The following is a 21,366-nucleotide window of genomic DNA, read 5'->3' on the forward strand; positions in this document are numbered from 1 at the left end:
CTGGCACGATGAGCGTCCCCGTGCTTCCCGACCTGCGCCAAGAGGTCCACGACGCCGCCCGCCGCGCGAGGGTCGCCTCGCGTTCCCTGACGGCGTTGTCCACCGCGGCCAAGAACAGTGCGCTGAACGCCGCAGCCGACGCGCTGCTGGCCCACGCCGACGACATCTTGGCCGCTAATGACCGCGACGTTGCCGCTGCCCGTGACGCCGGCACGCCCGAGGCCATCTTGGACCGGCTGGCGCTGACCAAGTCTCGGGTTGACGGAATCGCCGCCGGACTGCGTCAGGTCGCCGGCCTGCCCGACCCGGTCGGCGAGGTACTGCGCGGCTACACCCTGCCCAACGGACTGCTGCTGCGTCAGCAGCGCGTTCCACTTGGCGTGGTGGGCATGGTCTATGAGGGCCGGCCCAACGTCACCGTCGACGCATTCGGGCTGACACTGAAGTCCGGCAACGCCGCACTACTGCGCGGCAGCTCGTCGGCGGCGCACTCCAACCAGGCCCTGGTCGACGTGCTGCGCGGCGCTCTGGAGGCTGAGGACCTGCCCGCCGACGCGGTGCAGCTGCTGTCGTCGGTCGATCGCGCCACCGTCACCCACTTGATCCAGGCCCGCGGACTCGTCGACGTGGTGATCCCGCGCGGCGGAGCCGGGCTGATCGAAGCCGTGGTGCGCGACGCGTTGGTGCCCACCATCGAGACCGGTGTCGGCAACTGCCACGTCTACGTCCATGAGGCCGCCGACCTCGACATCGCCGAGCAGGTGCTGTTGAACTCCAAGACCCGTCGGCCCAGTGTCTGCAATGCCGCTGAGACCCTGCTGATCGACAAGGCGATCGCCGCATCCGCAGTGCCTCGGCTGGTGGACGCGTTGACCGCGGCCGGAGTAGCGGTGCACGGTGACGCCGAGGACGCCGCTGCCGAGGACCACCTGCGTCGCGAATACCTCGCGATGGACATCGCGCTGTCGGTGGTCGACGGGCTCGAAGACGCGATCGACCACATCAACGAATACGGCACCGGCCACACCGAGGCCATCGTCACCACCAACATGGCGGCCGCCCAGCGATTCAGCGAGCAGGTCGACGCCGCGGCGGTGATGGTCAACGCTTCCACGGCGTTCACCGACGGCGAGCAGTTCGGCTTTGGTGCCGAGATCGGCATCTCCACCCAGAAGCTGCACGCCCGGGGGCCGATGGGGCTGCCGGAGCTGACGTCGACCAAATGGATCGTGTGGGGTGACGGCCACACCCGTCCCGTCTAAGGAGCCCTAGCCCGTATGGATAAGCCCGCCGTTCCCGCCACCCCGGCCCGCCAAGCGCCGCTGTTCTCCGATATCGACGACGTCGCCCGGCGGCTGGCCGAGACGGGGTACCTGGCCGACACCGCCACCACCACGGCGGTGTTCCTGGCCGACCGGCTGGGCAAACCGCTGCTGGTGGAGGGTCCGGCCGGGGTCGGCAAGACCGAACTGGCCCGCGCGGTGGCCGCGGCCACCGGTTCCGGGCTGGTGCGGTTGCAGTGCTACGAGGGTGTTGACGAGGCCCGGGCGTTGTATGAGTGGAACCACGCCAAGCAGATACTCCGTATTCAGTCCGGCAACACTGCCGGTCCGGGCGGCGACTGGGACGCCACCAAGATGGACGTGTTCTCCGAGGAGTTCCTGCTGTCGCGTCCGCTGCTGACCGCGATCCGGCGCACCGATCCGACGGTGCTGCTGATCGACGAGACCGACAAGGCCGACATCGAGATCGAGGGCCTGCTGTTGGAGGTGCTCTCCGACTTCGCGGTCACCGTCCCGGAACTGGGCACGATCACCGCAACGCGCACCCCGTTCACGGTGTTGACCTCCAACGCCACCCGGGAACTGTCCGAGGCACTCAAGCGCCGCTGCCTGTTCCTGCACATCGACTTCCCCGACCCGGACTTGGAGCGCCGCATTCTGCTGTCGCGGGTACCCGAGTTGCCGGAGCATCTGGCCGCCGAGCTGGTGCGCATCATCGCGGTGCTGCGCGGCATGCAGCTCAAGAAACTTCCGTCGGTGGCCGAGACCATCGACTGGGGCCGCACCATCTTGGCCCTGGGCATGGACACCATCGACGATGCCACCGTCGCTGCCACCCTGGGGGTCGTGCTCAAGCACCAATCCGATCAGGTGCGGGCATCCGGAGAGCTGCGACTGAACTAATGGACATCTGATGGTTCGCCGCACCCGCCCGCCGCAACCCCTTGCCCCGCACGGAATTCCGGGGCACCTGGTGGGATTCGTGGAAGCGCTGCGCGGACAGGGCATTTCGGTGGGCCCCTCAGAGACCGTCGACGCCGGACGGGTGCTGACCGCGATCGGGCTCGACGACCGGGAAGTGCTGCGGGAAGGGCTGGCCTGCGCGGTGCTGCGCCGGCCCGACCACCGCGACACCTACGACGCCATGTTCGATCTGTGGTTCCCGGCCGCGCTGGGCGGGCGCACCGTGGTGGTCGAGGGCGAGGAGGCTGATCCGTCGGACGTTGTGCCGCTGCCGGAGGACGCCGAGGACATGCGGGCAATGCTGCTCGATCTGCTGACCGAGAATCCCGACCTCGCCGACACCGACCCCCGCTTGTCGGCGATGATCGCCGCGATCGTCGGTGCCTACGGGCAATACCGCTCCAGCCGGGGCCCGTCTTACTCGGCCTACCAGGCGCTCAAAGCGCTGGCGCTCGATGAGTTGGAAGGCAAACTGCTGGCCGGGCTGCTCGCGCCTTACGGCGACGAGCCCAGTCCCACCCAGGAACAGATCGCCAAGGCGATGGCGGCGCAGCGGATCGCCGCACTGCGCAAGCTCGTCGACGCCGAGACCAAGCGGCGCACCGCCGAGCAGTTGGGGCGCGAACACGTTCAGATGTACGGCATTCCGCAGCTGAGCGAGAACGTCGAGTTCCTGCGTGCGTCCGGCGAACAGCTGCGCCAGATGCGCCGGGTGGTGGCGCCGCTGGCCCGCACCCTGGCGACCCGGCTGGCTGCGCGCCGGCGACGCTCCCGTGCCGGCACCATCGACCTGCGCAAAACCCTACGCAAGTCGATGTCCACCGGCGGGGTGCCGATCGACGTGGTGCTGCGCAAGCCTCGGCCCGCGCGGCCCGAGCTGGTGGTGCTGTGCGATGTCTCGGGTTCGGTTGCCGGGTTCAGCCATTTCACTTTGCTTCTGGTTCATGCTCTGCGGCAGCAGTTTTCAAGAGTTCGCGTCTTCGCGTTCATCGACACCACCGACGAGGTGACGCACCTGTTCGGTCCGGAGGCCGACCTGGCTGTGGCGATCCAGCGGATCACCCGGGAGTCGGGGGTCTATACCCGCGACGGACATTCCGACTACGGCAACGCGTTCGTCTCGTTCGCCGAGAACTATCCGAACGTGGTGTCGCCCCGCAGTGCGCTGCTGGTGCTCGGCGACGGTCGCACCAATTACCGAAACCCAGGGGTGGAGGTGCTCTCGCACTTGGTGACCGCCAGCCGGCATGCGCACTGGCTCAACCCCGAGCCCCAGCATCTGTGGGGCAGTGGCGATTCCGCGGTGCCGCGGTACAGCGACGTGATCCCGATGCACGAATGCCGCTCGGCCAAGCAACTGGCCGGCGTCATCGACGCCCTGCTGCCGGTCTAGCCCCGCGTCGAGGTCGCGCCCTGCCGACGTACCCGGACAACGATCAGAAAGGGTGATTCATGACGACCATCGATCCCAGCGCGCCGGTGTTGGTTACCGGTGGGAGCGGCTACATCGCCAGCTGGATCGTGCGCTACCTGCTCGAGGACGGTCACATGGTGCGGGCTACGGTCCGCGATCCCGAGAAACCCCACGGTCTGGAACACCTGCACGCGCTTGCCGCACGGCACCCGGGGCAGCTGAGCCTGCACCGGGCCGATCTGCTCGAACCGGGCAGTTTTACCGAGGCGATGCAGGGCTGCCAGCTGGTCATCCACACCGCTTCGCCGTTCCTGCTCGGCACCATCGGAGACGCCGACCGGCAACTGGTACGGCCTGCGCTCGAAGGCACGCGCAACGTGTTGTCCGCCGTCGACAAGACTCCTTCGGTGGCCCGGGTAGTGCTGACCAGCAGTGTGGCGGCCATCTACGGCGACAATGCGGACATGAAGGGCAAGGCGTGCTTCACCGAGGCGGACTGGAACACCACCAGCACACCCGAGCACCAGCCCTACCCCTACTCCAAGACGGTCGCCGAGCGGGCGGCCTGGGAGATCCAGCAGGCCCAAAAGCGCTGGGACCTGGTCACCATTCACCCCTCCCTGGTGCTGGGACCGTCGCTGACCACGGCCAGCGCGTCGGGAAGCATGGACACCATGCAGCACTTCATCGACATGTCGATGGCGTTGGGTGCACCCGCGCTGCAGATGGGCTGCGTCGATGTGCGTGACGTGGCCCGCGCACACATCACCGCGGGCTACACGCCCGGGGCGCATGGCCGCTACGTGGTGAACTCCGAAGTCGTCAGCATGCTCGAACTCAGCCGAATGTTGCGGCGGCACTTCGGTGCCCGGCTGTCTTTCCCGACCCGCGAGCTGCCCAAGTTCATGGTGAAGCTGGTTGCGCCGGTGGCGGGGCTGACTCGCCCGTTCGTCGAGCGCAATATCGGCTGGCCGCTATGCCTGGACGGTTCGCGCGCACGTACCGAACTCGCCATCGATTTCCGGCCCGTTGCCGACTCCGTCGTGGAGCACTTCCAGCAGATGATCGACGACGGCGTGACCCGGCGTTAGCCGCCTGCGGACTGTCAGCGCGTCCGCTGGTAGACCAGCCAGCGCAACTCCATCGGGCTTTCCTCGCGCGTGGTTCGGAACGCGTCCTGCCCGCTGACCCATTCGATGTACCAGCTGGTAGGCGGCCAGGCACCCTCGGGCAGGTGCGCCTTCTCGTAGTCATGGACCGACTCGTCGGAGAGCAGCTGCAGGGGTAGGCCCGCTGACGCCTCCGTCATTTCGTTGCGGGTGTACAGACCCGAGTACACCTGCTGGCAGAACTCCCGGGCGGCGCTGTCGGGCTCGTAGCCGTCGTGCGCCAGGAAGCTGTTGAACACCAGCCGCCCGCCGGGAGCCAGGCATCGAGCGGCGAGCTCGAACAGGCTGCGTAGCTCCTCGGTGGACCGGAAATCGGTCAAGACCTCAGAAAGCACCATCATCTGGTAGTCGTCGCGCAGGTCGTCGGCGTCGGCGAATACGTTCCGCACGATGACGCGTACGTCCAGGGATTCAGCCGCTGCGGCGGTCGTGAGCATCTCGGCGAACTTCGGGGTCATCTCGACGACGTCGACCGGGTGTCCACGGCGCGCCAGCGCCAGGGCGTTACGCCCGGTGCCCCCACCGATCTCGAGCACCCGATGGGCGGCCGGATTGTCGGCCTCGCAGGCGAGATGCCACACCCGGGCGTCGGGTTCCGTGCCGAACAACGGTGGTTTCCGAGTTGCCAGCCAGGCCTCGTATGCCTGGGCGACGCTGCTCCACTGGGCGCGGACGGTGTAGTCCAGGGTGGGGCCGATCGGGGCGTTATAGGAGATGATGATGTGCGAGCGCACCGAGTGGGCGTATGCCTCGACCAGTTGACCTTCCAGCACCTCTCTGAGCCGGTCGAGCTCGGCGTCGCTGAAGGGCTTGCCCAGACCTGCGAACACGGTCTTGCACATCGACACGTACTCGTCGAGCATGCTCGGCACGGCCGGAAGCCTGATTTCGCCAGTGATCTGCGCCCGAGTGTGAAAACGCCTGCGCATGGCGTCTTTGGTCGTCGCGGCGCGATCAACTGAGCTCAACGGAAAATCTTCCACAGACATCTTCTACACGATCGGCGTCGGCTTCGCGGCGGCAACGGGCCGGTTGCGCTCCCGACAAGAGTACGCCGAAGCGGAAAGCCGCTCGGCGGGTCGGCCGATTACACCTTAAGCGAGCGGTGCACACCAGCGCGCTCACGCCGATGAGGACCCCAAGTAAGCTGGCCTATCGTGCGAAAACGGCGGCTTGGAGTCATGGGTGGGACGTTCGATCCCATCCATCATGGCCACCTGGTCGCGGCCAGCGAGGTGGCCGACCTGTTCGAGCTCGATGAAGTGGTTTTCGTGCCGACGGGCCAGCCGTGGCTCAAGGACCGTCGCGTCACGGCCGCCGAGGACCGGTACCTGATGACGGTCATCGCCACTGCGTCAAACCCACGGTTCTCGGTGAGCCGCGCCGACATCGATCGCGGCGGCCCCACCTACACCAAAGACACCTTGCGCGACCTGCAAGAACAGAACCCCGACGCCGAGCTCTACTTCATTACCGGTGCAGACGCGCTGGCCACCATTCTGTCCTGGCAGGATTGGCCGGAGATGTTCGAGATGGCGCGGTTTGTCGGGGTGAGCCGGCCCGGCTACGAGCTCAATGGCGACCATCTCGCTGATGCGCTCGGCTCCCTGCCGCCGCACGCCTTGACGCTGGTCGAAGTGCCGGCACTGGCGATCTCTTCCACCGATTGCCGCCGGCGCGCGGCAGAATCCCGCCCGATCTGGTACCTGGTACCAGACGGGGTGGTCCAGTACGTGTCCAAGCGCCGCCTCTATCAACCGACCCCCGGAGACCAACAATGACCGCGACACCCGAGGCCGTGCGGATGGCCACCGTGGCGGCCGGCGCCGCCTCGAACAAGCTGGCCGACGACGTCGTCGTCATCGACGTCTCAGCGCAGCTGGTCATCACCGACTGCTTTGTCATCGCCTCGGCCTCCAACGAGCGCCAGGTCAACGCCATCGTCGACGAGGTCGAGGACAAGATGCGCCTGGCCGGCTACAAGCCGGCACGCCGAGAGGGCACGCGGGAGGGGCGCTGGACTCTGCTGGACTACGTCGACATCGTCGTGCACATCCAGCACCAGGACGAGCGGGACTTCTACGCGCTGGACCGGTTGTGGAAGGACTGCCCGCTGGTGCCGGTGGACTCAGAAGACTCAGCGGACGCAGCCGGTGAGTCGGCGCCCGAGGACGCCTCGTGAGGGTCCGCAGGTTGATCCTGCTGCGACACGGCCAGACCGAGTTCAACGCCGGCAGCCGGATGCAGGGCCAGTTGGACACCGTCCTCAGTGACCTGGGCCGGGCGCAGGCGGAGGCGGCGGCGGAGGTGCTGCGCAAACGGCACCCGCTGCTGATCGTGTCCTCGGACCTGTGGCGGGCCTACGACACCGCCACCGTGCTGGCTGAGCACAACGGCTTGCAGGTCCGGGTCGACACCCGGCTGCGGGAGACTCATCTGGGTGACTGGCAGGGGCTGACCCACGAAGAGGTCGACGCCGCCGCACCGGGCGCCCGGTTGGCCTGGCGTGACGACGCCCGGTGGGCACCGCACGGCGGGGAGAGCCGCATCGACGTGGCCGAGCGCAGCGTCCCGTTGGTGCGCGAGCTGGTGGCAGCGGAGCCGGACTGGGGCAGAGCCGATCACGCCGATCAGCCGGTGGTGCTGGTCGCCCACGGCGGGCTGATCGCCGCCCTGACCGCGGCCTTGCTACGGCTGCCGGTGGAGAACTGGCCGGTGCTGGGTGGGATGGCCAACGCCAGTTGGACCCAGCTCAGCGGATACTCTGACGGCCCGGATTCCAACGCGGATTCAGACCAGGACGACTTCGCCGGTGTGCGGTGGCGTCTCGACGTCTGGAACGCCTCAGCCCAGGTGGCCAGCGATGTCCTCTGAAACGCGTCCCACCCTGCTGGTCTTCGCCGACTCGCTGTCCTACTACGGGCCCACCGGCGGGCTGCCTGCCGATGATCCGCGGATCTGGCCGAACATCGTTGCCAGTCAGCTGGACTGGGATGTCGAACTGATCGGTCGGATCGGCTGGACCAGCCGAGACGTCTGGTGGGCGTCCACCCAGGATCCCCGGGCGTGGGCGGCACTGCCGCGGGCCGGTGCGGTCATCTTCGCCACCAGCGGGATGGACTCACTGCCCTCGGTGTGGCCGACGGCCATGCGTGAATTGATCCGTTACGTGCGGCCGGCCTGGCTGCGGCGTTGGGTCCGAGACGGCTACGGCTGGCTGCAGCCCCGGTTCTCGCCGGTGGCGCGGGCGGCCCTACCGCCGCATCTCACCGTGGAATATCTTGAGATGACCAGGGGCGCAATCGACTTCAACCGACCGGGCATTCCCATCGTGGCTTCGCTGCCGTCGGTGCACATCGCCGACACCTACGGCCGCGCCCACCAGGGCCGGGAACCCACGGTGCGCGCCATCACGGCCTGGTCGCGGGAACACGATGTGCCGCTGGTGGACCTGAAGGCCGCGGTGGGCGATGAGGTCATGAGCGGGCGTGCAAATCCCGACGGCATCCATTGGAACTTCGAAGCGCACCGGGCGGTCGCCGACCTGATGCTCAAAGCCCTGAGTGAGGCCGGCGTCCCCGGCCCGTTGGGGTGACCGCCCGATGAGCGTTGTCGTTGTCACCGATTCGTCGGCCTGCCTGCCGCTCGAGGCGCGTGACCGCTGGGGGATTCGCACGGTACCGCTGCACATCCTGCTCGACGGAGCCGATCTGCGCGACGGCGTCGACGACGTGCCCGCAGACATTTATGCGCGAGAGCGCGTCACCACCTCCGGGGCGGGCCCGGAGGAACTGGCGGAGGTCTACCGGAATGCGCTTGACTACAGCGCGGGCTCTGGGGTGGTGGCGGTGCACATCTCCTCGGCGCTGTCGGGGACGTTCGGCACCGCCGAACAGGTAGCCGGTCAGATCGGGCCCGGCGTGCTGGTGATCGACTCGAAATCGGCGGCGATGGGCACCGGATTCGCGGTCTTGGCCGCGGCCCGAGCGGCCGCCGGTGGCGCAGACCTGCACGGCGTTGCGGCAGCGGCGGACGCCGCCGTGCAACGTGCTCACGCCTACATGGTGGTGCAGCGGCTCGACAATCTGCGGCGCAGCGGCCGGATCGGCAGTGCGGCGGCCTGGCTGGGCACCGCCTTGTCGCTCAAACCGCTGCTGGCGGTCGAGGAGGGAAAGCTCGTTCTGGCCCAACGCATCCGCACCGTCAGCAAGGCCGTCGCGTCGATGATCGACCGGGTCTGTGAGGTGGTCGAAGATCGCTCGGCGGCGCTGGCGGTGCATCACGTGGCCAATCCCCAGGGGGCCCAAGAGGTGGCCGGCGCTCTGGCGGAGCGGTTGCCGGTCTGTGAGCCAGCGGTGATCACCAGCCTGTGCCCGACGTTGGCCCTGCATGTGGGGGCCGGCGCGGTCGCGGTGTGCGTCGACGTCGACCCGGGTGGGAGCTGAGCGCGTCAACGCCGGCGTTGCCTACTGCGTAGGGGCAGCGAATCTGTCGGTATCGGTGGACTCTTCACGCGGGGTGTGTGCTGCGATCCCGCGAATGTTCTTGTTGGGACCCCACGGCCGGACCACCTGCGGCCACCAGAACCACTTGCCCAACAACGTCGCGATCGACGGCATGAAGAACGCTCGGACCACGAAGGTGTCCAGCAGCAGCCCGATTGCCACGGTGGTGCCATACATTCCGATGGCCTTGAGATCGCTGAAGAACATGATGCCCATGGTGGCGGCGAATACCATGCCAGCCGAGGTCACCACGCCGCCGCTGCCCGCCATCGCCCGGATGTAGCCGGTCTTGAGCCCGGCGTGTATCTCCTCCTCGAAACGCGAGACCAGCAACAGGTTGTAGTCCGAGCCGACGGCCAGCAACACGATCACTGCCAGCACCAGCGTCACCCAATAGATGTGTTGGCCGAAAATGTGCTGCCAGATCAACACCGAGATGCCGAACGACGCGGCGATAGAGCTGGATGCGGTGCCGAGGATGACTGCGGCGGCCACCAGGCTTCGGGTGATCATCATCATGATCAAGAAGATCAACGTCAGCGACGCCACGATCGCGATCATCAGGTCGTACTTGGCGCCGTTCTGCATGTCTTCATAGAGGGCAGCCATGCCGCCGATGTAGACCTTGGCATCTGCCAATGACGACTGCTTCAGGGCCTCCTGCGCAGCGATCCGTTCCGGCTCAACCCGTTTGATGCCCTCCGCGGTCGCCGGATAGGTCTGGTGCGTGACGAAGAACCGCGCCGACTTTCCGTCCGGCGACATGAACAGCCGAAGGCCGGTTTGGAAGTCCTTGTTGTCGAACGCTTCCGCGGGCAGATAGAAGAAATCGTCGTTCTTGGAGTCGTCGAAGCTTTGGCCCATCATGATCTGGGTGTTGCTCAGGTCCTCCATCTGATCGATGAACGCCGAGAACGTCGAGTGCACCGTCAGCACCAGGCCGCGCATGATTCGCATGGTGTCGACCACTGCCGGCAGCAGTTCCACCGCCTGCGGCAGCAGGCGCGCTGTCTTGGTGATGTCGTCGGACAGGTAGTGCAGCTGCTCGGCGAGTTGGTCGATGCCGTCGGTGGCGTCGAAGGTGTTGCGCAGCGCGTTGCACATCGGGATGTCGAAGCAGTGCGGTTCCCAATAGAAGTAGCTGCGCAGCGGGCGGAACTGATCGTCGAATTCGGCGATGTGGTCGCGGATCCGATCGGAGACGTCCACGGTGTTTCGGGTGACCTCGGCGGTGTCGTCGAACGTCCGGTCGACCTCCTGGAGGTATCCGTACATCTGGATCAGCAACTCGATGTCCTTGTCGAGTTGCTGCGAGATAGTGTCGATGTCCTTGATCCGGTCCTTGAGCGTCTTCATGTTCTGGATCATCAGTTGGTTGGAGACGCTGAGTTGGAACGGAATCGAGCTGTGCTGCAGCGGAATTCCCAAGGGACGAGTGATGTCCTGGATCATCCCGATCCCGACCACCCGCATGATGTTCTTGGCGACTCGGTCCAGCACCAGCATGTCGGCGGGATTACGCATGTCGTGGTCGGATTCGACCATGGTGATGTCCGGCGCCATCCGGGCCGCCGAGAAATGTTTCTCCGCCGCGGCATAGGCCACGTTGACCGGGGTCTCCTGCGGCAGATACTTGCGGTCGTCGTAACCCGGTCTGAAACCCGGCAGGGCGACCAGACCGATCATGATGATGGCCAGGCTGGCCACCGCGATCGGCCCGGGCCAGCGCACCACCGACACGCCGGCCCGGCGCCAGAACCCGCCCGGCTTAGCCTTTTTGGGTTCGAGCAGACCGAAGCTGGTGACCACCACCAGCATGGCCGGTCCCAGGGTGAGCGCGGCGCCGACCACCACGAGCATGCCCACCGAGACCGGAATGCCCATGGTGTGGAAGTAGGGCAGCCGGGTGAAGTACAACATCGCCGACGCCCCGGCGATGGTCAGGCCCGAACCCAGCACCACCGGGGTGACACTGCGCACGGTGGTGTAGTACGCATCGACCCGATCCTCGCCGACCAGCCGGGCTTCCCGGTACCGGCCGATGAGGAAGATGCCGTAGTCGGTGCCTGCGGCGATCGCGAGCATCACCATGATGTTGACCGCGAACGTCGTCAGGCCCATGACGTTGTTGAAGCCGAGGACCGCGACGACACCACGGGCGCAGATCAGCTCGAGCAGGGTCAGAAACAGCTGGGTCAACATCGCCGACACCGACCTGAAGACGATCAACAGCATGATCGCGATAGCGGCGATGGTGAACAGGGTGATCTTGACCAGACTGGAGTCGCCGATCTCGCGTAGATCAGCGGTCAGCGCCGCCGGCCCGGCGACATAGGCCTGGACCCCGGGCGGCGCGGGCGTGTCATCAATGGCCTGGCGGACCGCGACGACTGAGTCGTTGGCCTCGGTCATGCCCTGGTTGCCCACCAGGTTGAGCATGATGTAGGCCGCCTTGGCGTCGGAGCTCTGCACGCCTGCCGCGGTCAGCCGGTCACGCCAGAAATCCTGGGCATGTTCGACGTGATCTTTGTCGGCGACCAGCTTCGCGACAATCTCGTCGTAGTAATGGTGGGCGGCATCGCCGAGTTCGTCCTCGCCGACCACCACCATCATCACGGTGCTGTTGGACTTGTATTCCTGAAAGTTCTCGCCGACCAGCTTGCTGGCAATCATCGATGGCGCATCGACAGGCGCCAGCGGCGCGGAGTGCTCCTCGGAGATGACTTCCAACTGGGGCACAAGGACATTCACCAGCACGGTGAGCACGATCCAGGCAATGATGATCGGCACCGCGAAAATACGCAGCATGTGCGCGAAGAACGGCCGCTTGACGTGCGGATCCTGGTGGCGGTCCAGCTGCTCTTTGATCCGTTTGATCATCCGGACTTCACCAGGCAGAAGGTCTGGGCATTGAGGCCGGTGGCACGGCGTTCGTCGAGCAGCCGGTCATCGATCTTGATCCGGCAGCCGATCTCGCCGGTGTTGCCCTGCACGATCATGTTCGCCATGACGGCGGGCAGCACCGTGACCACGGTGTAGGTCCACGGCAGCGGCACGCCTACCAGCTGATGGACGTTGGCTTCGGCGTCCCAGTAGTTGATGTCGGCGGTGGTGCCGGGCGGCCCGAAGGCCTCGTAAGCGACGGATTTCGGGTTGAACTGGACGATTTCGATACCGGCGCCGGCGTGGGGATTGAGGTCTTCGGAGGCGAACACCTTGTGCAGTCGGCTGACGATCACACTCGAGATCGCGATGACCACAATGAAGACCAGCGGAATCCAATGCCGTTTGAGCATGCCGGCGACCGAGATTCTCCCCATCTCACCGCCTTCCGCCTGCTGATAGTGCGGTTGAACGTCGGCGCTGGACGGCCTGCTCTCCGGCTTCGTCGGAAGCATCGGTGGTTCCGCGAATCGCGCCCTTCGGCAGCATAACCTTCGCCTGGCTAAGGAACACAAGATCTGCTGTCTCGGTGCGGGTTGGTGCGGGGGACTGGCTGCCTCGACTCGAGTTCAGCACCAACGCCACGACTTCAGTAGCATGGCCGCTGATGCACGCTCTGGGAAAAGTCGTCCGATTCGGTGCGGTGGTCATCGTGGCAGCGTTGGCGCTGGCCGGATGCAGCGGCAAGGGCACGTCGGGCGCGTCCTCGGAGGAGCCGTCGGCCCCCGGGGCGTCTTGGACTCGCCCCGACGCCCCGCCCGATCCGCTCACTCTGCTTCGCGCCGGTGACCTCGCGATCGCGCAGGTGCCCGACAGCGTGTTGATCTTCATCGAGAGTCAGACCAGCGACGCCGGTACCTGGAAAGCCGGGGTGGTCACTCGCGACGGCACCGAACGCCAGGTCAAGATCGACTCTGACGGGGTGTCTGTGCTGGTCGGCCCCGTCGCGACCGACGACAGCGACGCCGACAAGGCCAAGCGGCGCGCCAATGTGGACGGCACTCATCTGGACTACCGCAGCGCCGTGGAGCGCGTACTTCGCGCAGTGCCCAACAGTTCGATCACCGAGCTGAGTCTGCTCGACATGAACGGCACGGTCGTCTGGGAAGCCGACGTGTGGGACGACAAACTGGCCGAGCGTGACGTCACCGTCGACGCAGCAACGGGGGCGGTCACCGCCAACCGGCAGGTGTAACTCGGCGGTTCAGCTTCGGCTCTCCTGCGTCGAACCTTGCTAACCGCCGGGTCTGATTCGGCGGTCCAGCTTCGGCTCTCCTGCGTCGAGCCTCGCTAACCGCCGGTGCGGCCCGTGATCGGTGGCAGCTCGGCCAGCGTGACGATGCCCGGCTCGGCCGCGACCACCGCCGGCACCGCGTTGGTCACTGGCATCGCCGTGTAGATCGATCCCAGACCGTTGAAGTTCGGCTCGTTCCAGTCCTTCGGCGGCAGGCAGTTGATCACGGTGCGCATATTGGGCAGCCCGAACACCTGGATGACGTGGCCGTGCGCCACCGGCTTGGGCGGGGTGACCTGGTCGCCCATGATCCAGTTGAAGCCGACGCTGACCACGTTGCGCGTCCCGACCCAGCCGCGGTGATAGCCGAAGACACTGCCCACCGTGCCGGCCGGGATCTTCATGAAACCCAGGTCGCTGTCGCCGGTCGCGGCGGTGAACTGCACGTCGAAGGTGATGCGGTCCAACTGTGCGCCGATGGCGTCGGCCATCATCGCCGCGGACTCGGCAAAGACCTCGCTCTCCCGGCGGACGCTTTCGGCTAACCCGGGGGTATCGGGGTCTTGGGCGAAGCCCATCGCTGCCATGGTGGCCGCCGACTCGTACGTCGAGCAGTCCACCGATTCGGTGATCCGGATCTCGTCGACCCGCTCGCACGCCCCGGACAGCACCATGCCGACCATGTTGGTCAGCCCGGGGTGCGCGCCGCTGCCGAACATGGTGGAGTTCCCGGCCCGGCAGGCGTCCTCGATGCGCTTGCGGTCTTCGGCGCTCTGCTTGCCGCCGGTGATCCAGGCCGCCGTCGAGCACACGTTCACCCCGGCCTCCAGCAGCCGCACCAACTCATCGATGCTGGGCCACAGCGGGTTGTAACAGCACGCGTCCGGCTTGAGCGCGATCAGGGCGTCGATGTCATTGGTGGCGGTGATTCCGGTCGGTTCCGGCCAGCCGGCCAACTCGGCGGCGTCCACCCCGGCCTTGTCCTTGCCGTGGGCGTAGACCCCGACGAGCTCCATGTCGGGCCGGCCGATGATGGCGTGCAGCGAGCGCTGCCCGATGTTTCCGGTGGTCCATTGGATGACGCGAAGGGGGCGGGTGGAAACGGGCATCATGCTCCTCGGTGACGGGTGTATCCCACATTATTGGGGTGCGGTCCCAGCGCGTTTGTGGCAGCCTCGATCGGCGTGACCGGCACCCTAACCCAAACCCTGACCCTGCGAACCGCCACCGAGGACGATTGGGCCGCGATGGCGGTGCTGGGCGCCACCGGATTCGGCGAGGATTGGGACGCCGAATCGATGGCCGCCTGGCGAACCCTGACTACGCCCGACAGCGCCATCGTGGTCTGCGACGGTGATGCCGTGGTCGGAATGTCCGGCTACTTGGACCTGGAGTTGACCGTGCCCGGCGGGACGGTGCTGCCAGTGGCCGGGATCAGCTTCGTCGTGGTGGCTCCGACCCACCGCCGCCGCGGTGTGCTCCGGATGATGTACACCGAATTGCATCGGCGCATTGCTGATTCGGGCTATTCGATCGCGGCACTGACCGCCAGTGAGGGCGGAATCTACGGGCGGTTCGGTTACGGCCCGGCGACGGTGGACCACGAGCTGACCATCGACCGGCGGTTCGCCCAGCTGCACCCCGACGCACCCGACCCCGGCGGAGTACGGCTGGTCAAAGCTGCCGATAGCCGCGACGAGTTCGCGGCGATCTACCAGCGCTGGCGCCAGCGCGTCCCGGGCGGTTTGGTGCGCCCGTTGGTGCTCTGGGATGACCTGCTCGCCGACCGGGAGAACACCCGCGAGGGCGGCACCGAATGGCTCGCGATGCTGCATCCCGACGGCTATGTGCTCTACCGCGTGCATGCGGGCGAGCCAAAGATGGTGCGAGTCGAGGAGTTTCGGGCGGTGACCCCGGAGGCGCACGCCGCGTTGTGGCGGGCGCTGCTCGGGTTGGACCTGATGGGAAAGATCGTCGTCGAGACCCATCCGGACGATTCGATGCCTTACCTGCTGACCGATACCCGGCTGGCCACCACTACCGGCCGCTCGGACGGACTGTGGCTGCGGATGATGGATATTCCCGCTGTGCTGATGGCCCGCCGCTACGCCGTGGACTTGCCCGAGCTGTCCGTCGTCGTGGCGGTTCGTGACGGATTCCGCAGCGACGGTGGGCGATTCGCGCTCACAATCCGCGACGGAGTCGCCGAGTGCGCCCCGACCGATGCGGACGCCGAGGTGGAGCTGGACCTGGATGTGCTGGGCAGTCTGTACTTCGGTGCACACCGGGCGTCGTCGCTCGCCAGAGCTGGCAGGCTGCGGTGTCGCGACGACGCCCTGGTGCACCGACTGGATGCGGCGTTCGCCAGTGACGTCGCCGCCCAGATCGGTTTCGGTTTTTAGCTGCTACAGCTTGGCCAGGTCGTAGCTGCTCAGGTTGTCGATCAGCACGTGCAGCTGATCCTGCGACGAACCCAGGGTGTGGTCGATCGCGGTGAGCCGGGCCGCAAGGTGTCCGACCGGGTACTCCCAGGTCACCCCGATCCCGCCGTGCAGCTGGATGGCCTCCTGAGCGATGTGGCGCCCGGACCGGCCGATCTGCAGCTTGGCGCGCGCCGCGATCACCGGGTCGTAGTTGCCGTCGGCGAGCGACATCGCCGCGTACATGCTCATGCTGCGGGCCAACTCCAGCGACACGTACATGTCGGCGGCGCGCTGGGTCAGGGTCTGGAAGGTGTTGAGCGTGACCCCGAATTGCTTGCGCGTCTTGAGGTAATCGGTGGTCAGGCGCAAAGCCTCTTCCATCGCGCCGACGGCCTCGGCGCACAGTGCCGAGGAGATGCGAATGACGGCGCGCTCGATGGCGGCCGAGGCGTCGGTCGCCTCACCCAGCGCGGTGGCCGGGGCATCGGCGAAGTCGACCTGGGCCCCGCGTTGGCCGTCGAAGGTCCGGTAGGGCGCACGGGTCACGCCGTCGGCGCCTGCCTCGACCAGGAACAGCCCCGTCCCGCCGTCGGGCAACGCAGCGCTGACGACGAATGTGTCGGCGCGATCCCCGGTCAGGACCGGGTTCTTACGTCCGTTGAGCTGCCACGAATCGCCTTGCTGCACAGCCGTGGTCGCCACCTTGCCTGCGGTTCCCCGCATGCCCGGCTCGGTGTGGGCGAACGCCAGAATCCGCTCGCCTTCGGCGACGGTGTCGAGCAGCGCGCGCTGCTCGGCGGTGCCGCGCTCGGCGATCAGCGCGCCCGGCCCGAGTGCCCCGTGTACGACGGGTTCCGGCGCCACCCGCCGGCCGATCTCGGTGAGCACCACCATGATTTCCAGCGGGCCGGATTCCTGTGGGTCGAAACCTAGACCGAGAATCCCGATGTCCGCCAGTTGCTTCCACACCTCGGGGTTGAATCCGGGGTCGGTCTCGATGACCTTGTTGCGGGTCTCGGTGTCATAGCCCGACAACATTGAACGGGTGGTGTCGCGCAGCAGAACCTGCTCGTCGCTGAGTTGGAAGTCCATAGCTGTCATACCTCCTAAAGGCCGAGAATGGTCGACGCGATGATGGTCCGCTGTACCTCGTTGCTGCCGCCGTAGATCGAGGTCTTGCGGTAGTTCAGATACGTCGGTGCCGCGTCCTGCGCCCAGGAGGGCGTTGCGATGCCGTCGCCTGCCTCGAAGGGCAGAACATCGGGACCGGCCAGCTCCACGAACAGCTCGGTGGCGGCCTGCTGCAGCTGGCTGCCCTGCAGCTTGAGCACCGAGGACGCCGGGTTCGGCTTGCCGTCGGCGGAGTCGCTCGACACCCGCATCTGGGTGAGCTCGAGCGCCAGCAGATCGTTCTCGAGTTCGGCGACCCGGGCGGCGAACAGCGGATCGTCGAGGGCCCCCAACGCCTTGGCGCGTTGCTTGAGTTCGGCGACACGCACCTTGGTGCGGGTCACCCCGGCGATGCCGGTGCGCTCGTTGCCCAGCAGGAACTTCGCGTAGGTCCAGCCGTGGTTCTCCTCACCGACCAGCTGATCGGCGGGCACCCGCACGTCGGAGAAGAACACCTCGTTGACCTCGTAGCCGCCGTCGATCAGCTTGATCGGCCGCATGGTGACACCCGGGGTGTCGACCCGGAACAGCAGGAAGGAGATGCCGGCCTGCTTCTTGGGGGCCTGCGGGTCGGTGCGCACCAGGCAGAAGATCCAGTCCGCGTACTGGCCGAGGGTAGTCCAGGTCTTCTGTCCGTTGACGATGTAGCTGTCGCCGTCGCGCACCGCCGTGGTGCGCAGGCTTGCCAGGTCGGAGCCGGCTTCCGGCTCGGAGAAGCCCTGGCACCACCAGATGTCCAGGTTGGCGGTGGCGGGCAGGAAGCGTTCCTTGATCGCCTGGGAACCGAATTCCGCGATCACCGGCCCCACCATCTTGGCGTTGAAGGTCAGCGGTTCGGGCACCGAGGCCAGCTGCATCTCGTCGTGCCAGATCTGGTGCTGGGTCAGCGTCCAGTCCTTGCCGCCCCACTCGACCGGCCAGTTCGGTACCGCCAGGCCGTTGGCGTTGAGGATGCGCTGGGTGGTGACGATGTCGTCAGGAAAGTTCGAATGACCCAACCGGCTGCGTTCGCGAATGTCAGCCGGGATCTCGGTGGTGAAGAAGGTCCGCATTTCGTCGCGGAAAGCGGCCTCCTCCGCGCTCAGTGCCAGTCTCACGTCGACCTCCCGGTTGGTTGGGTGAACTCACGGTTGGTATGCACCCTAATCGTCACTTCTGCGGCCGTTCGGGGGAGGGCTTACCGTGCGCTTTTGTAGGCTGGACCTCATGAGACGGTGGGTCGTCGCGCTCTGTGTCCTGGTTTTGTCTCTCGTGTCGTGCTCGGCGGAGACCGCGGAGAACGCCCAGTCGGACTCATCGCCGGGGGCCCGGCAGACACCGGCCCCGCGACCAGCCGCGCACATCGGCCAGACGCTCGACCTAATGCGCATCGGCGGGCAGAAGATCGCCGTGACGTTGACGGAGGTCATCGCACCGGCGACCGTCCCGAACGGCTGGGGCACGGCGGGCAAGACCTACCTTGCGACCAAGCTGCGGATCGAGAACGCCGGAACCACGACCATCGTCGGCAACACCAACAGCGACGTTACGGTGGTGGGTTCCGACGACCAGAACTACCCGGCCGATTTCGCCACCGTGAACGAGTGCAAGGACTTCGCCTACGGCTGGTTCCTGATCCCCGCCGGGTCGGCGAACACCGGCTGCGTCGTCTTCGCGCTGCCTACCGGGGTCACAGCGGCGAAGGTCCGCTATGCGCCGTCGTCGGGGATCTCGCAAGACGTCGGGGAGTGGCTGAACCCCTAGCGCCGCAGCAGGTTACGCACAGTCCGTGGTTGATCCACAGATCAGCTCGGATCGTGCGCTGAGCGAACCGGACTGACGGTGTCGGCGCCTACCGTCGGCGCATGGCACCAGAACCACCCGGCGAGCGGCTGCAACGTCGGCTCGGCCTGCTCCCGGAATCCGACCGTGGCGAGCACGCCGCCGACGCCGACGAGGATGACCCGAATTCGTTGCTGCCGCGTTGGCTGCCTGACGGTGCAGCCGACGCGGGCTGGCTTGCCAAAGTGCGGGCGGACCCGGGCAAGACCGGTGCGATCGCCTTGGCGGTGATCGCTGCGGTGGCGGTGCTCGTCACCGTGTTCACCGTGCTGCGTGATCAGCCTGCTCCGGTGCGGAGTGCGAAATTGCCACCGGTGGAGATGGTTTCGACTGCCAGTCCGCGTACCGATGAGTCGGCCGCCGGCACTGCGGCGCCGCCGGCCGAGCAGGTTGTGGTCAGCGTGGTCGGCCTGGTGCACAAGCCGGGTCTGGCGACGTTGTCGCCCGGAGCCCGGATTGCCGATGCGCTGACCGCGGCCGGCGGGGCCCTCGACGGCGCGGATACGGTCGGGCTGAACCTGGCCCGGCCCTTAGTCGATGGTGAACAGATCGTGGTCGGTCTGGCGCCACCGGCGGGGCTGCCGGTGCTGGGCAGTTCGGTGGGTGCCGTCTCACCGGTGCCGGAGGCACCCCGCACCAGCACCGCGCCGACCGGTCCAGAGCCCAAACATGAACCGGGCGAGCCGGTGAACCTCAACACCGCGACAGTCGAGCAGCTCGACGCCCTGCCCGGGGTGGGGCCGGTGACCGCTGCGGCGATCGTGGCCTGGCGCGACAGCCATGGGAAGTTCACTCGCGTCGATCAGCTCGGCGATGTCGACGGAATCGGCCCGGCGCGCCTGGAGAAGCTGCGTGCCCTGGTTCGTGTCTGAGCGTGACGTCGCCCGCGGCCGAACCGGTGCCGGCGGCCCGCCTCGACGTTCGGCTGGTGCCGGCGGCGGTGTTGGGCTGGCTGGTCACCGCGGCCGGTATTCAGTGGCAGATCGGCGGCGTGCTGGCGGTGCTGTGTGCCCTGCTGGCTGGGGCCGCCGGGGTGTTGTGGTGGTGCGCCGGACGGCGGCGGCGCCCCGGTTGGCGGCTGGTGGGTGCGGCGGTTGCCGCGGCATCGATGGCGGGGGCGGGCTTCGGATGGGCTGTAGCGTTGCGTACTGCTTCCGTCGAGCACCACCCGATCGCCGCGCTGTGCGGCACGACCGCGGCGGTGACGGTCACCCCGAGTGAGAGTCCACTGCCCGCCGGTGCCCGGCGGGTGCTGTTTCGGGCCACCTTGCAGCGCCTCGACGACGTCGTCGCCTCGGGTCGGGTGCTGGTATTCGCCTCCGGCGTCGAATTCGGCGAGGTGATGGTGGGCCAGTCGATGGCGTTCCGCGCCAAGGTCGCCCGCCCGGCCCGGCGGGATCTGTCGGTGGCGGTGCTCACCGCCAGCGGCGCTGCGGTGCGCGGGCAGCCCGGACCCGTGGCGCGGGCAGCGCATCGGGTACGGGCCCGGTTCGCGGTCGCCGCCGCGCGTGTGCTGCCGGACGAGCAGGCCCGGATGCTGCCCGCATTGGTACTCGGCGACACCTCGACGATCACTGCTACCACCGGTCGAGACTTTCGGGCCGCGGGGCTGACGCATCTGATGGCGGTCTCCGGGGCCAATGTGACGATCGTCTGCGGTGCGGTGCTGTTTTCGGCGCGGTTGGTGGGGCCGCGGGCTGCTGTGGTGCTGGCCGGGGGTGCCCTGGTCGCGTTCGTCATCGTCGTGCAGCCCACGGCCAGTGTGTTGCGGGCGGCGGTGATGGGGGCCATCGCCTTGTTGGGCGTGCTGTCGGCGCGCAGCCGGCAGGCGGTGCCGAGTCTGGCGGCCAGTGTGCTGGTGCTGCTGGCGTTGGCCCCGCACTTGGCGGTCGACGTCGGGTTCGCGCTGTCGGTGGTGGCTACCGCGGCGCTGGTGCTCATCGCGCCGGTCTGGACGGCCCGGCTGGAGGCGCATGGGTGGCCTCGGCCGCTGGCCGCCGCGGTCTGCGTGGCGTGGGCGGCCAATCTGGTCACCGCGCCGTTGATCGCGGGCATCTCCGGGCGGCTCAGCCTGGTCAGTACGGTGGCCAACCTGGCGGTGGCGGCGCTGGTCGCGCCGATCACCGTGCTGGGCAGCGCGGCGGCGGTGCTGTGCGGGTGGTGGCCGGCGGGCGCCTATCTACTGATCCGGTTCACCGGACCGGAGTTGTGGTGGGTGTGCCGCGTCGCGCGCTGGGCCGGCGGACTCCCGGCCGCCACCGTGCCGGTGCCGGACGGCCCCATAGGGGTCGTCGGGGTGGGCGCCGCCGCAGTCCTCGTGGTGATTTGTTGGCGATGGCGGTGGGGCCGCCGGGTGCTGGCTGCGTTGGGGCTATGCCTGCTGGCGTGGTCGGCCGCGCAGGTGCTGACCGGCTCGGCGGGTGTCGGCGCAGCGTGACACG

General features: G+C 67.3%; 20 protein-coding genes. 14 read left to right on the forward strand and 6 right to left on the reverse strand.

The annotated features are described in order from the left end of the window. Positions 1 to 8 precede the first annotated feature (8 nt). From ACKY0X_RS07485 to ACKY0X_RS07500, 4 genes are read left to right on the forward strand one after another with little or no spacing between them, the layout of a single operon-like run. The gene (locus ACKY0X_RS07485) at positions 9 to 1,262 is read left to right on the forward strand and encodes a glutamate-5-semialdehyde dehydrogenase (RefSeq protein WP_409428925.1); all 1,254 of its coding nucleotides are present in this window, start codon (positions 9 to 11) and stop codon (positions 1,260 to 1,262) included. A gap of 15 nt (positions 1,263 to 1,277) precedes the next feature. Beyond that, positions 1,278 to 2,186, forward strand: coding sequence for an AAA family ATPase (locus ACKY0X_RS07490; RefSeq protein WP_409428926.1), 909 nt, complete (start codon positions 1,278 to 1,280; stop codon positions 2,184 to 2,186). 7 nt (positions 2,187 to 2,193) lie between these two features. Next, positions 2,194 to 3,639, forward strand: a complete 1,446-nt coding sequence (locus tag ACKY0X_RS07495) for a vWA domain-containing protein (RefSeq protein ID WP_409429541.1) — start codon at positions 2,194 to 2,196, stop codon at positions 3,637 to 3,639. 59 nt (positions 3,640 to 3,698) lie between these two features. Next, positions 3,699 to 4,751: an NAD-dependent epimerase/dehydratase family protein gene (locus tag ACKY0X_RS07500; protein ID WP_409428927.1), complete on the forward strand. Its 1,053-nt coding sequence runs from the start codon at positions 3,699 to 3,701 to the stop codon at positions 4,749 to 4,751. A 14-nt stretch (positions 4,752 to 4,765) separates the two neighbouring features. Here ACKY0X_RS07500 and ACKY0X_RS07505 read toward each other — a convergent pair whose 3' ends face one another. Beyond that, positions 4,766 to 5,818 (reverse strand): class I SAM-dependent DNA methyltransferase, encoded by a 1,053-nt coding sequence (locus ACKY0X_RS07505; protein ID WP_409428928.1) that lies wholly within the window; start codon positions 5,816 to 5,818, stop codon positions 4,766 to 4,768. 168 nt (positions 5,819 to 5,986) lie between these two features. On the opposite strand from ACKY0X_RS07505, the gene nadD reads away from it, so the two are divergent. The 5 genes from nadD to ACKY0X_RS07530 are packed head-to-tail and all read left to right on the forward strand — an operon-like array spanning position 5,987 to position 9,274. Continuing rightward, positions 5,987 to 6,610, forward strand: coding sequence for a nicotinate-nucleotide adenylyltransferase (nadD, locus tag ACKY0X_RS07510; protein WP_081654438.1), 624 nt, complete (start codon positions 5,987 to 5,989; stop codon positions 6,608 to 6,610). Next, positions 6,607 to 7,011 carry a ribosome silencing factor gene (rsfS, locus tag ACKY0X_RS07515; protein ID WP_409428929.1) on the forward strand — a complete coding sequence of 135 codons (405 nt, stop codon included), beginning with the start codon at positions 6,607 to 6,609 and terminating at the stop codon, positions 7,009 to 7,011. The genes nadD and rsfS overlap by 4 nt, the downstream gene beginning before the upstream one ends. Continuing rightward, on the forward strand, positions 7,008 to 7,703 hold the full coding sequence (gene gpgP, locus ACKY0X_RS07520) for a glucosyl-3-phosphoglycerate phosphatase (protein ID WP_065040447.1): 696 nt from the start codon (positions 7,008 to 7,010) through the stop codon (positions 7,701 to 7,703). Before rsfS ends, gpgP begins: the two co-directional genes overlap by 4 nt. Continuing rightward, positions 7,693 to 8,424 (forward strand): diglucosylglycerate octanoyltransferase, encoded by a 732-nt coding sequence (gene octT / locus ACKY0X_RS07525; protein ID WP_065040446.1) that lies wholly within the window; start codon positions 7,693 to 7,695, stop codon positions 8,422 to 8,424. Before gpgP ends, octT begins: the two co-directional genes overlap by 11 nt. A gap of 7 nt (positions 8,425 to 8,431) precedes the next feature. Beyond that, positions 8,432 to 9,274 carry a DegV family protein gene (locus tag ACKY0X_RS07530; protein ID WP_409428930.1) on the forward strand — a complete coding sequence of 281 codons (843 nt, stop codon included), beginning with the start codon at positions 8,432 to 8,434 and terminating at the stop codon, positions 9,272 to 9,274. Between the two features lie 21 nt (positions 9,275 to 9,295). On the opposite strand, the gene ACKY0X_RS07535 is transcribed toward ACKY0X_RS07530, so the two are convergent. Both ACKY0X_RS07535 and ACKY0X_RS07540 read right to left on the reverse strand, forming a co-directional pair. Next, complete coding sequence (locus tag ACKY0X_RS07535; RefSeq protein ID WP_409428931.1) at positions 9,296 to 12,214, reverse strand: RND family transporter; 2,919 nt, start codon at positions 12,212 to 12,214, stop codon at positions 9,296 to 9,298. After that, a complete protein-coding gene (locus ACKY0X_RS07540) occupies positions 12,211 to 12,630 on the reverse strand; it encodes an MmpS family transport accessory protein (RefSeq protein ID WP_165604518.1) in 420 nt (139 codons plus the stop codon). Before ACKY0X_RS07540 ends, ACKY0X_RS07535 begins: the two co-directional genes overlap by 4 nt. Positions 12,631 to 12,884: 254 nt before the next feature. Between ACKY0X_RS07540 and ACKY0X_RS07545 the strand changes: the two genes are divergently transcribed. Further along, positions 12,885 to 13,472, forward strand: coding sequence for a PepSY domain-containing protein (locus ACKY0X_RS07545; RefSeq protein ID WP_409428932.1), 588 nt, complete (start codon positions 12,885 to 12,887; stop codon positions 13,470 to 13,472). Positions 13,473 to 13,567: 95 nt separating this feature from the next. Here the strand turns inward: ACKY0X_RS07545 and ACKY0X_RS07550 are convergent, their stop codons facing one another. Next, positions 13,568 to 14,620, reverse strand: coding sequence for a dihydrodipicolinate reductase (locus ACKY0X_RS07550; protein WP_409429542.1), 1,053 nt, complete (start codon positions 14,618 to 14,620; stop codon positions 13,568 to 13,570). Between the two features lie 75 nt (positions 14,621 to 14,695). Between ACKY0X_RS07550 and ACKY0X_RS07555 the strand changes: the two genes are divergently transcribed. Next, positions 14,696 to 15,913: an enhanced intracellular survival protein Eis gene (locus ACKY0X_RS07555; RefSeq protein ID WP_409428933.1), complete on the forward strand. Its 1,218-nt coding sequence runs from the start codon at positions 14,696 to 14,698 to the stop codon at positions 15,911 to 15,913. Positions 15,914 to 15,916: 3 nt separating this feature from the next. On the opposite strand, the gene ACKY0X_RS07560 is transcribed toward ACKY0X_RS07555, so the two are convergent. Then, complete coding sequence (locus tag ACKY0X_RS07560) at positions 15,917 to 17,026, reverse strand: acyl-CoA dehydrogenase family protein (protein WP_409428934.1); 1,110 nt, start codon at positions 17,024 to 17,026, stop codon at positions 15,917 to 15,919. Between the two features lie 14 nt (positions 17,027 to 17,040). Continuing rightward, the gene (locus tag ACKY0X_RS07565) at positions 17,041 to 18,201 is read right to left on the reverse strand and encodes an acyl-CoA dehydrogenase family protein (RefSeq protein WP_046286526.1); all 1,161 of its coding nucleotides are present in this window, start codon (positions 18,199 to 18,201) and stop codon (positions 17,041 to 17,043) included. A gap of 109 nt (positions 18,202 to 18,310) precedes the next feature. Here ACKY0X_RS07565 and ACKY0X_RS07570 point away from each other — a divergent pair, with 109 nt between their 5' ends. The 3 genes from ACKY0X_RS07570 to ACKY0X_RS07580 all read left to right on the forward strand — a co-directional run bounded on the left by ACKY0X_RS07570 (position 18,311) and on the right by ACKY0X_RS07580 (position 21,362). Beyond that, positions 18,311 to 18,847 carry a DUF4352 domain-containing protein gene (locus ACKY0X_RS07570; RefSeq protein ID WP_065040440.1) on the forward strand — a complete coding sequence of 179 codons (537 nt, stop codon included), beginning with the start codon at positions 18,311 to 18,313 and terminating at the stop codon, positions 18,845 to 18,847. A 101-nt stretch (positions 18,848 to 18,948) separates the two neighbouring features. Further along, entirely contained in the window at positions 18,949 to 19,797 is an 849-nt protein-coding gene (locus tag ACKY0X_RS07575; RefSeq protein ID WP_409428935.1) for a ComEA family DNA-binding protein, read from the forward strand. Between the two features lie 2 nt (positions 19,798 to 19,799). Then, positions 19,800 to 21,362 carry a ComEC/Rec2 family competence protein gene (locus ACKY0X_RS07580; protein ID WP_409428936.1) on the forward strand — a complete coding sequence of 521 codons (1,563 nt, stop codon included), beginning with the start codon at positions 19,800 to 19,802 and terminating at the stop codon, positions 21,360 to 21,362. Positions 21,363 to 21,366: the final 4 nt, after the last annotated feature.

The organism is Mycobacterium sp. SMC-11 (assembly GCF_046250095.1).
GTDB lineage: Bacteria > Actinomycetota > Actinomycetes > Mycobacteriales > Mycobacteriaceae > Mycobacterium > Mycobacterium heraklionense_A.

Bases quoted from the DNA above. Each gene is read 5' to 3' on its own strand.
- octT (WP_065040446.1), top strand. From the start codon at position 7,693: ATGTCCTCTGAAACGCGTCCCACCCTGCTGGTCTTCGCCGACTCGCTG.
- ACKY0X_RS07540 (WP_165604518.1), bottom strand. From the start codon at position 12,630: ATGCTCAAACGGCATTGGATTCCGCTGGTCTTCATTGTGGTCATCGCG.
- ACKY0X_RS07535 (WP_409428931.1), bottom strand. From the start codon at position 12,214: ATGATCAAACGGATCAAAGAGCAGCTGGACCGCCACCAGGATCCGCAC.
- ACKY0X_RS07545 (WP_409428932.1), top strand. From the start codon at position 12,885: ATGCACGCTCTGGGAAAAGTCGTCCGATTCGGTGCGGTGGTCATCGTG.
- ACKY0X_RS07575 (WP_409428935.1), top strand. From the start codon at position 18,949: ATGGCACCAGAACCACCCGGCGAGCGGCTGCAACGTCGGCTCGGCCTG.
- ACKY0X_RS07500 (WP_409428927.1), top strand. From the start codon at position 3,699: ATGACGACCATCGATCCCAGCGCGCCGGTGTTGGTTACCGGTGGGAGC.
- ACKY0X_RS07490 (WP_409428926.1), top strand. From the start codon at position 1,278: ATGGATAAGCCCGCCGTTCCCGCCACCCCGGCCCGCCAAGCGCCGCTG.
- rsfS (WP_409428929.1), top strand. From the start codon at position 6,607: ATGACCGCGACACCCGAGGCCGTGCGGATGGCCACCGTGGCGGCCGGC.
- ACKY0X_RS07505 (WP_409428928.1), bottom strand. From the start codon at position 5,818: ATGTCTGTGGAAGATTTTCCGTTGAGCTCAGTTGATCGCGCCGCGACG.
- ACKY0X_RS07530 (WP_409428930.1), top strand. From the start codon at position 8,432: ATGAGCGTTGTCGTTGTCACCGATTCGTCGGCCTGCCTGCCGCTCGAG.
- ACKY0X_RS07550 (WP_409429542.1), bottom strand. From the start codon at position 14,620: ATGCCCGTTTCCACCCGCCCCCTTCGCGTCATCCAATGGACCACCGGA.
- ACKY0X_RS07560 (WP_409428934.1), bottom strand. From the start codon at position 17,026: ATGGACTTCCAACTCAGCGACGAGCAGGTTCTGCTGCGCGACACCACC.
- ACKY0X_RS07485 (WP_409428925.1), top strand. From the start codon at position 9: ATGAGCGTCCCCGTGCTTCCCGACCTGCGCCAAGAGGTCCACGACGCC.
- ACKY0X_RS07570 (WP_065040440.1), top strand. From the start codon at position 18,311: ATGAGACGGTGGGTCGTCGCGCTCTGTGTCCTGGTTTTGTCTCTCGTG.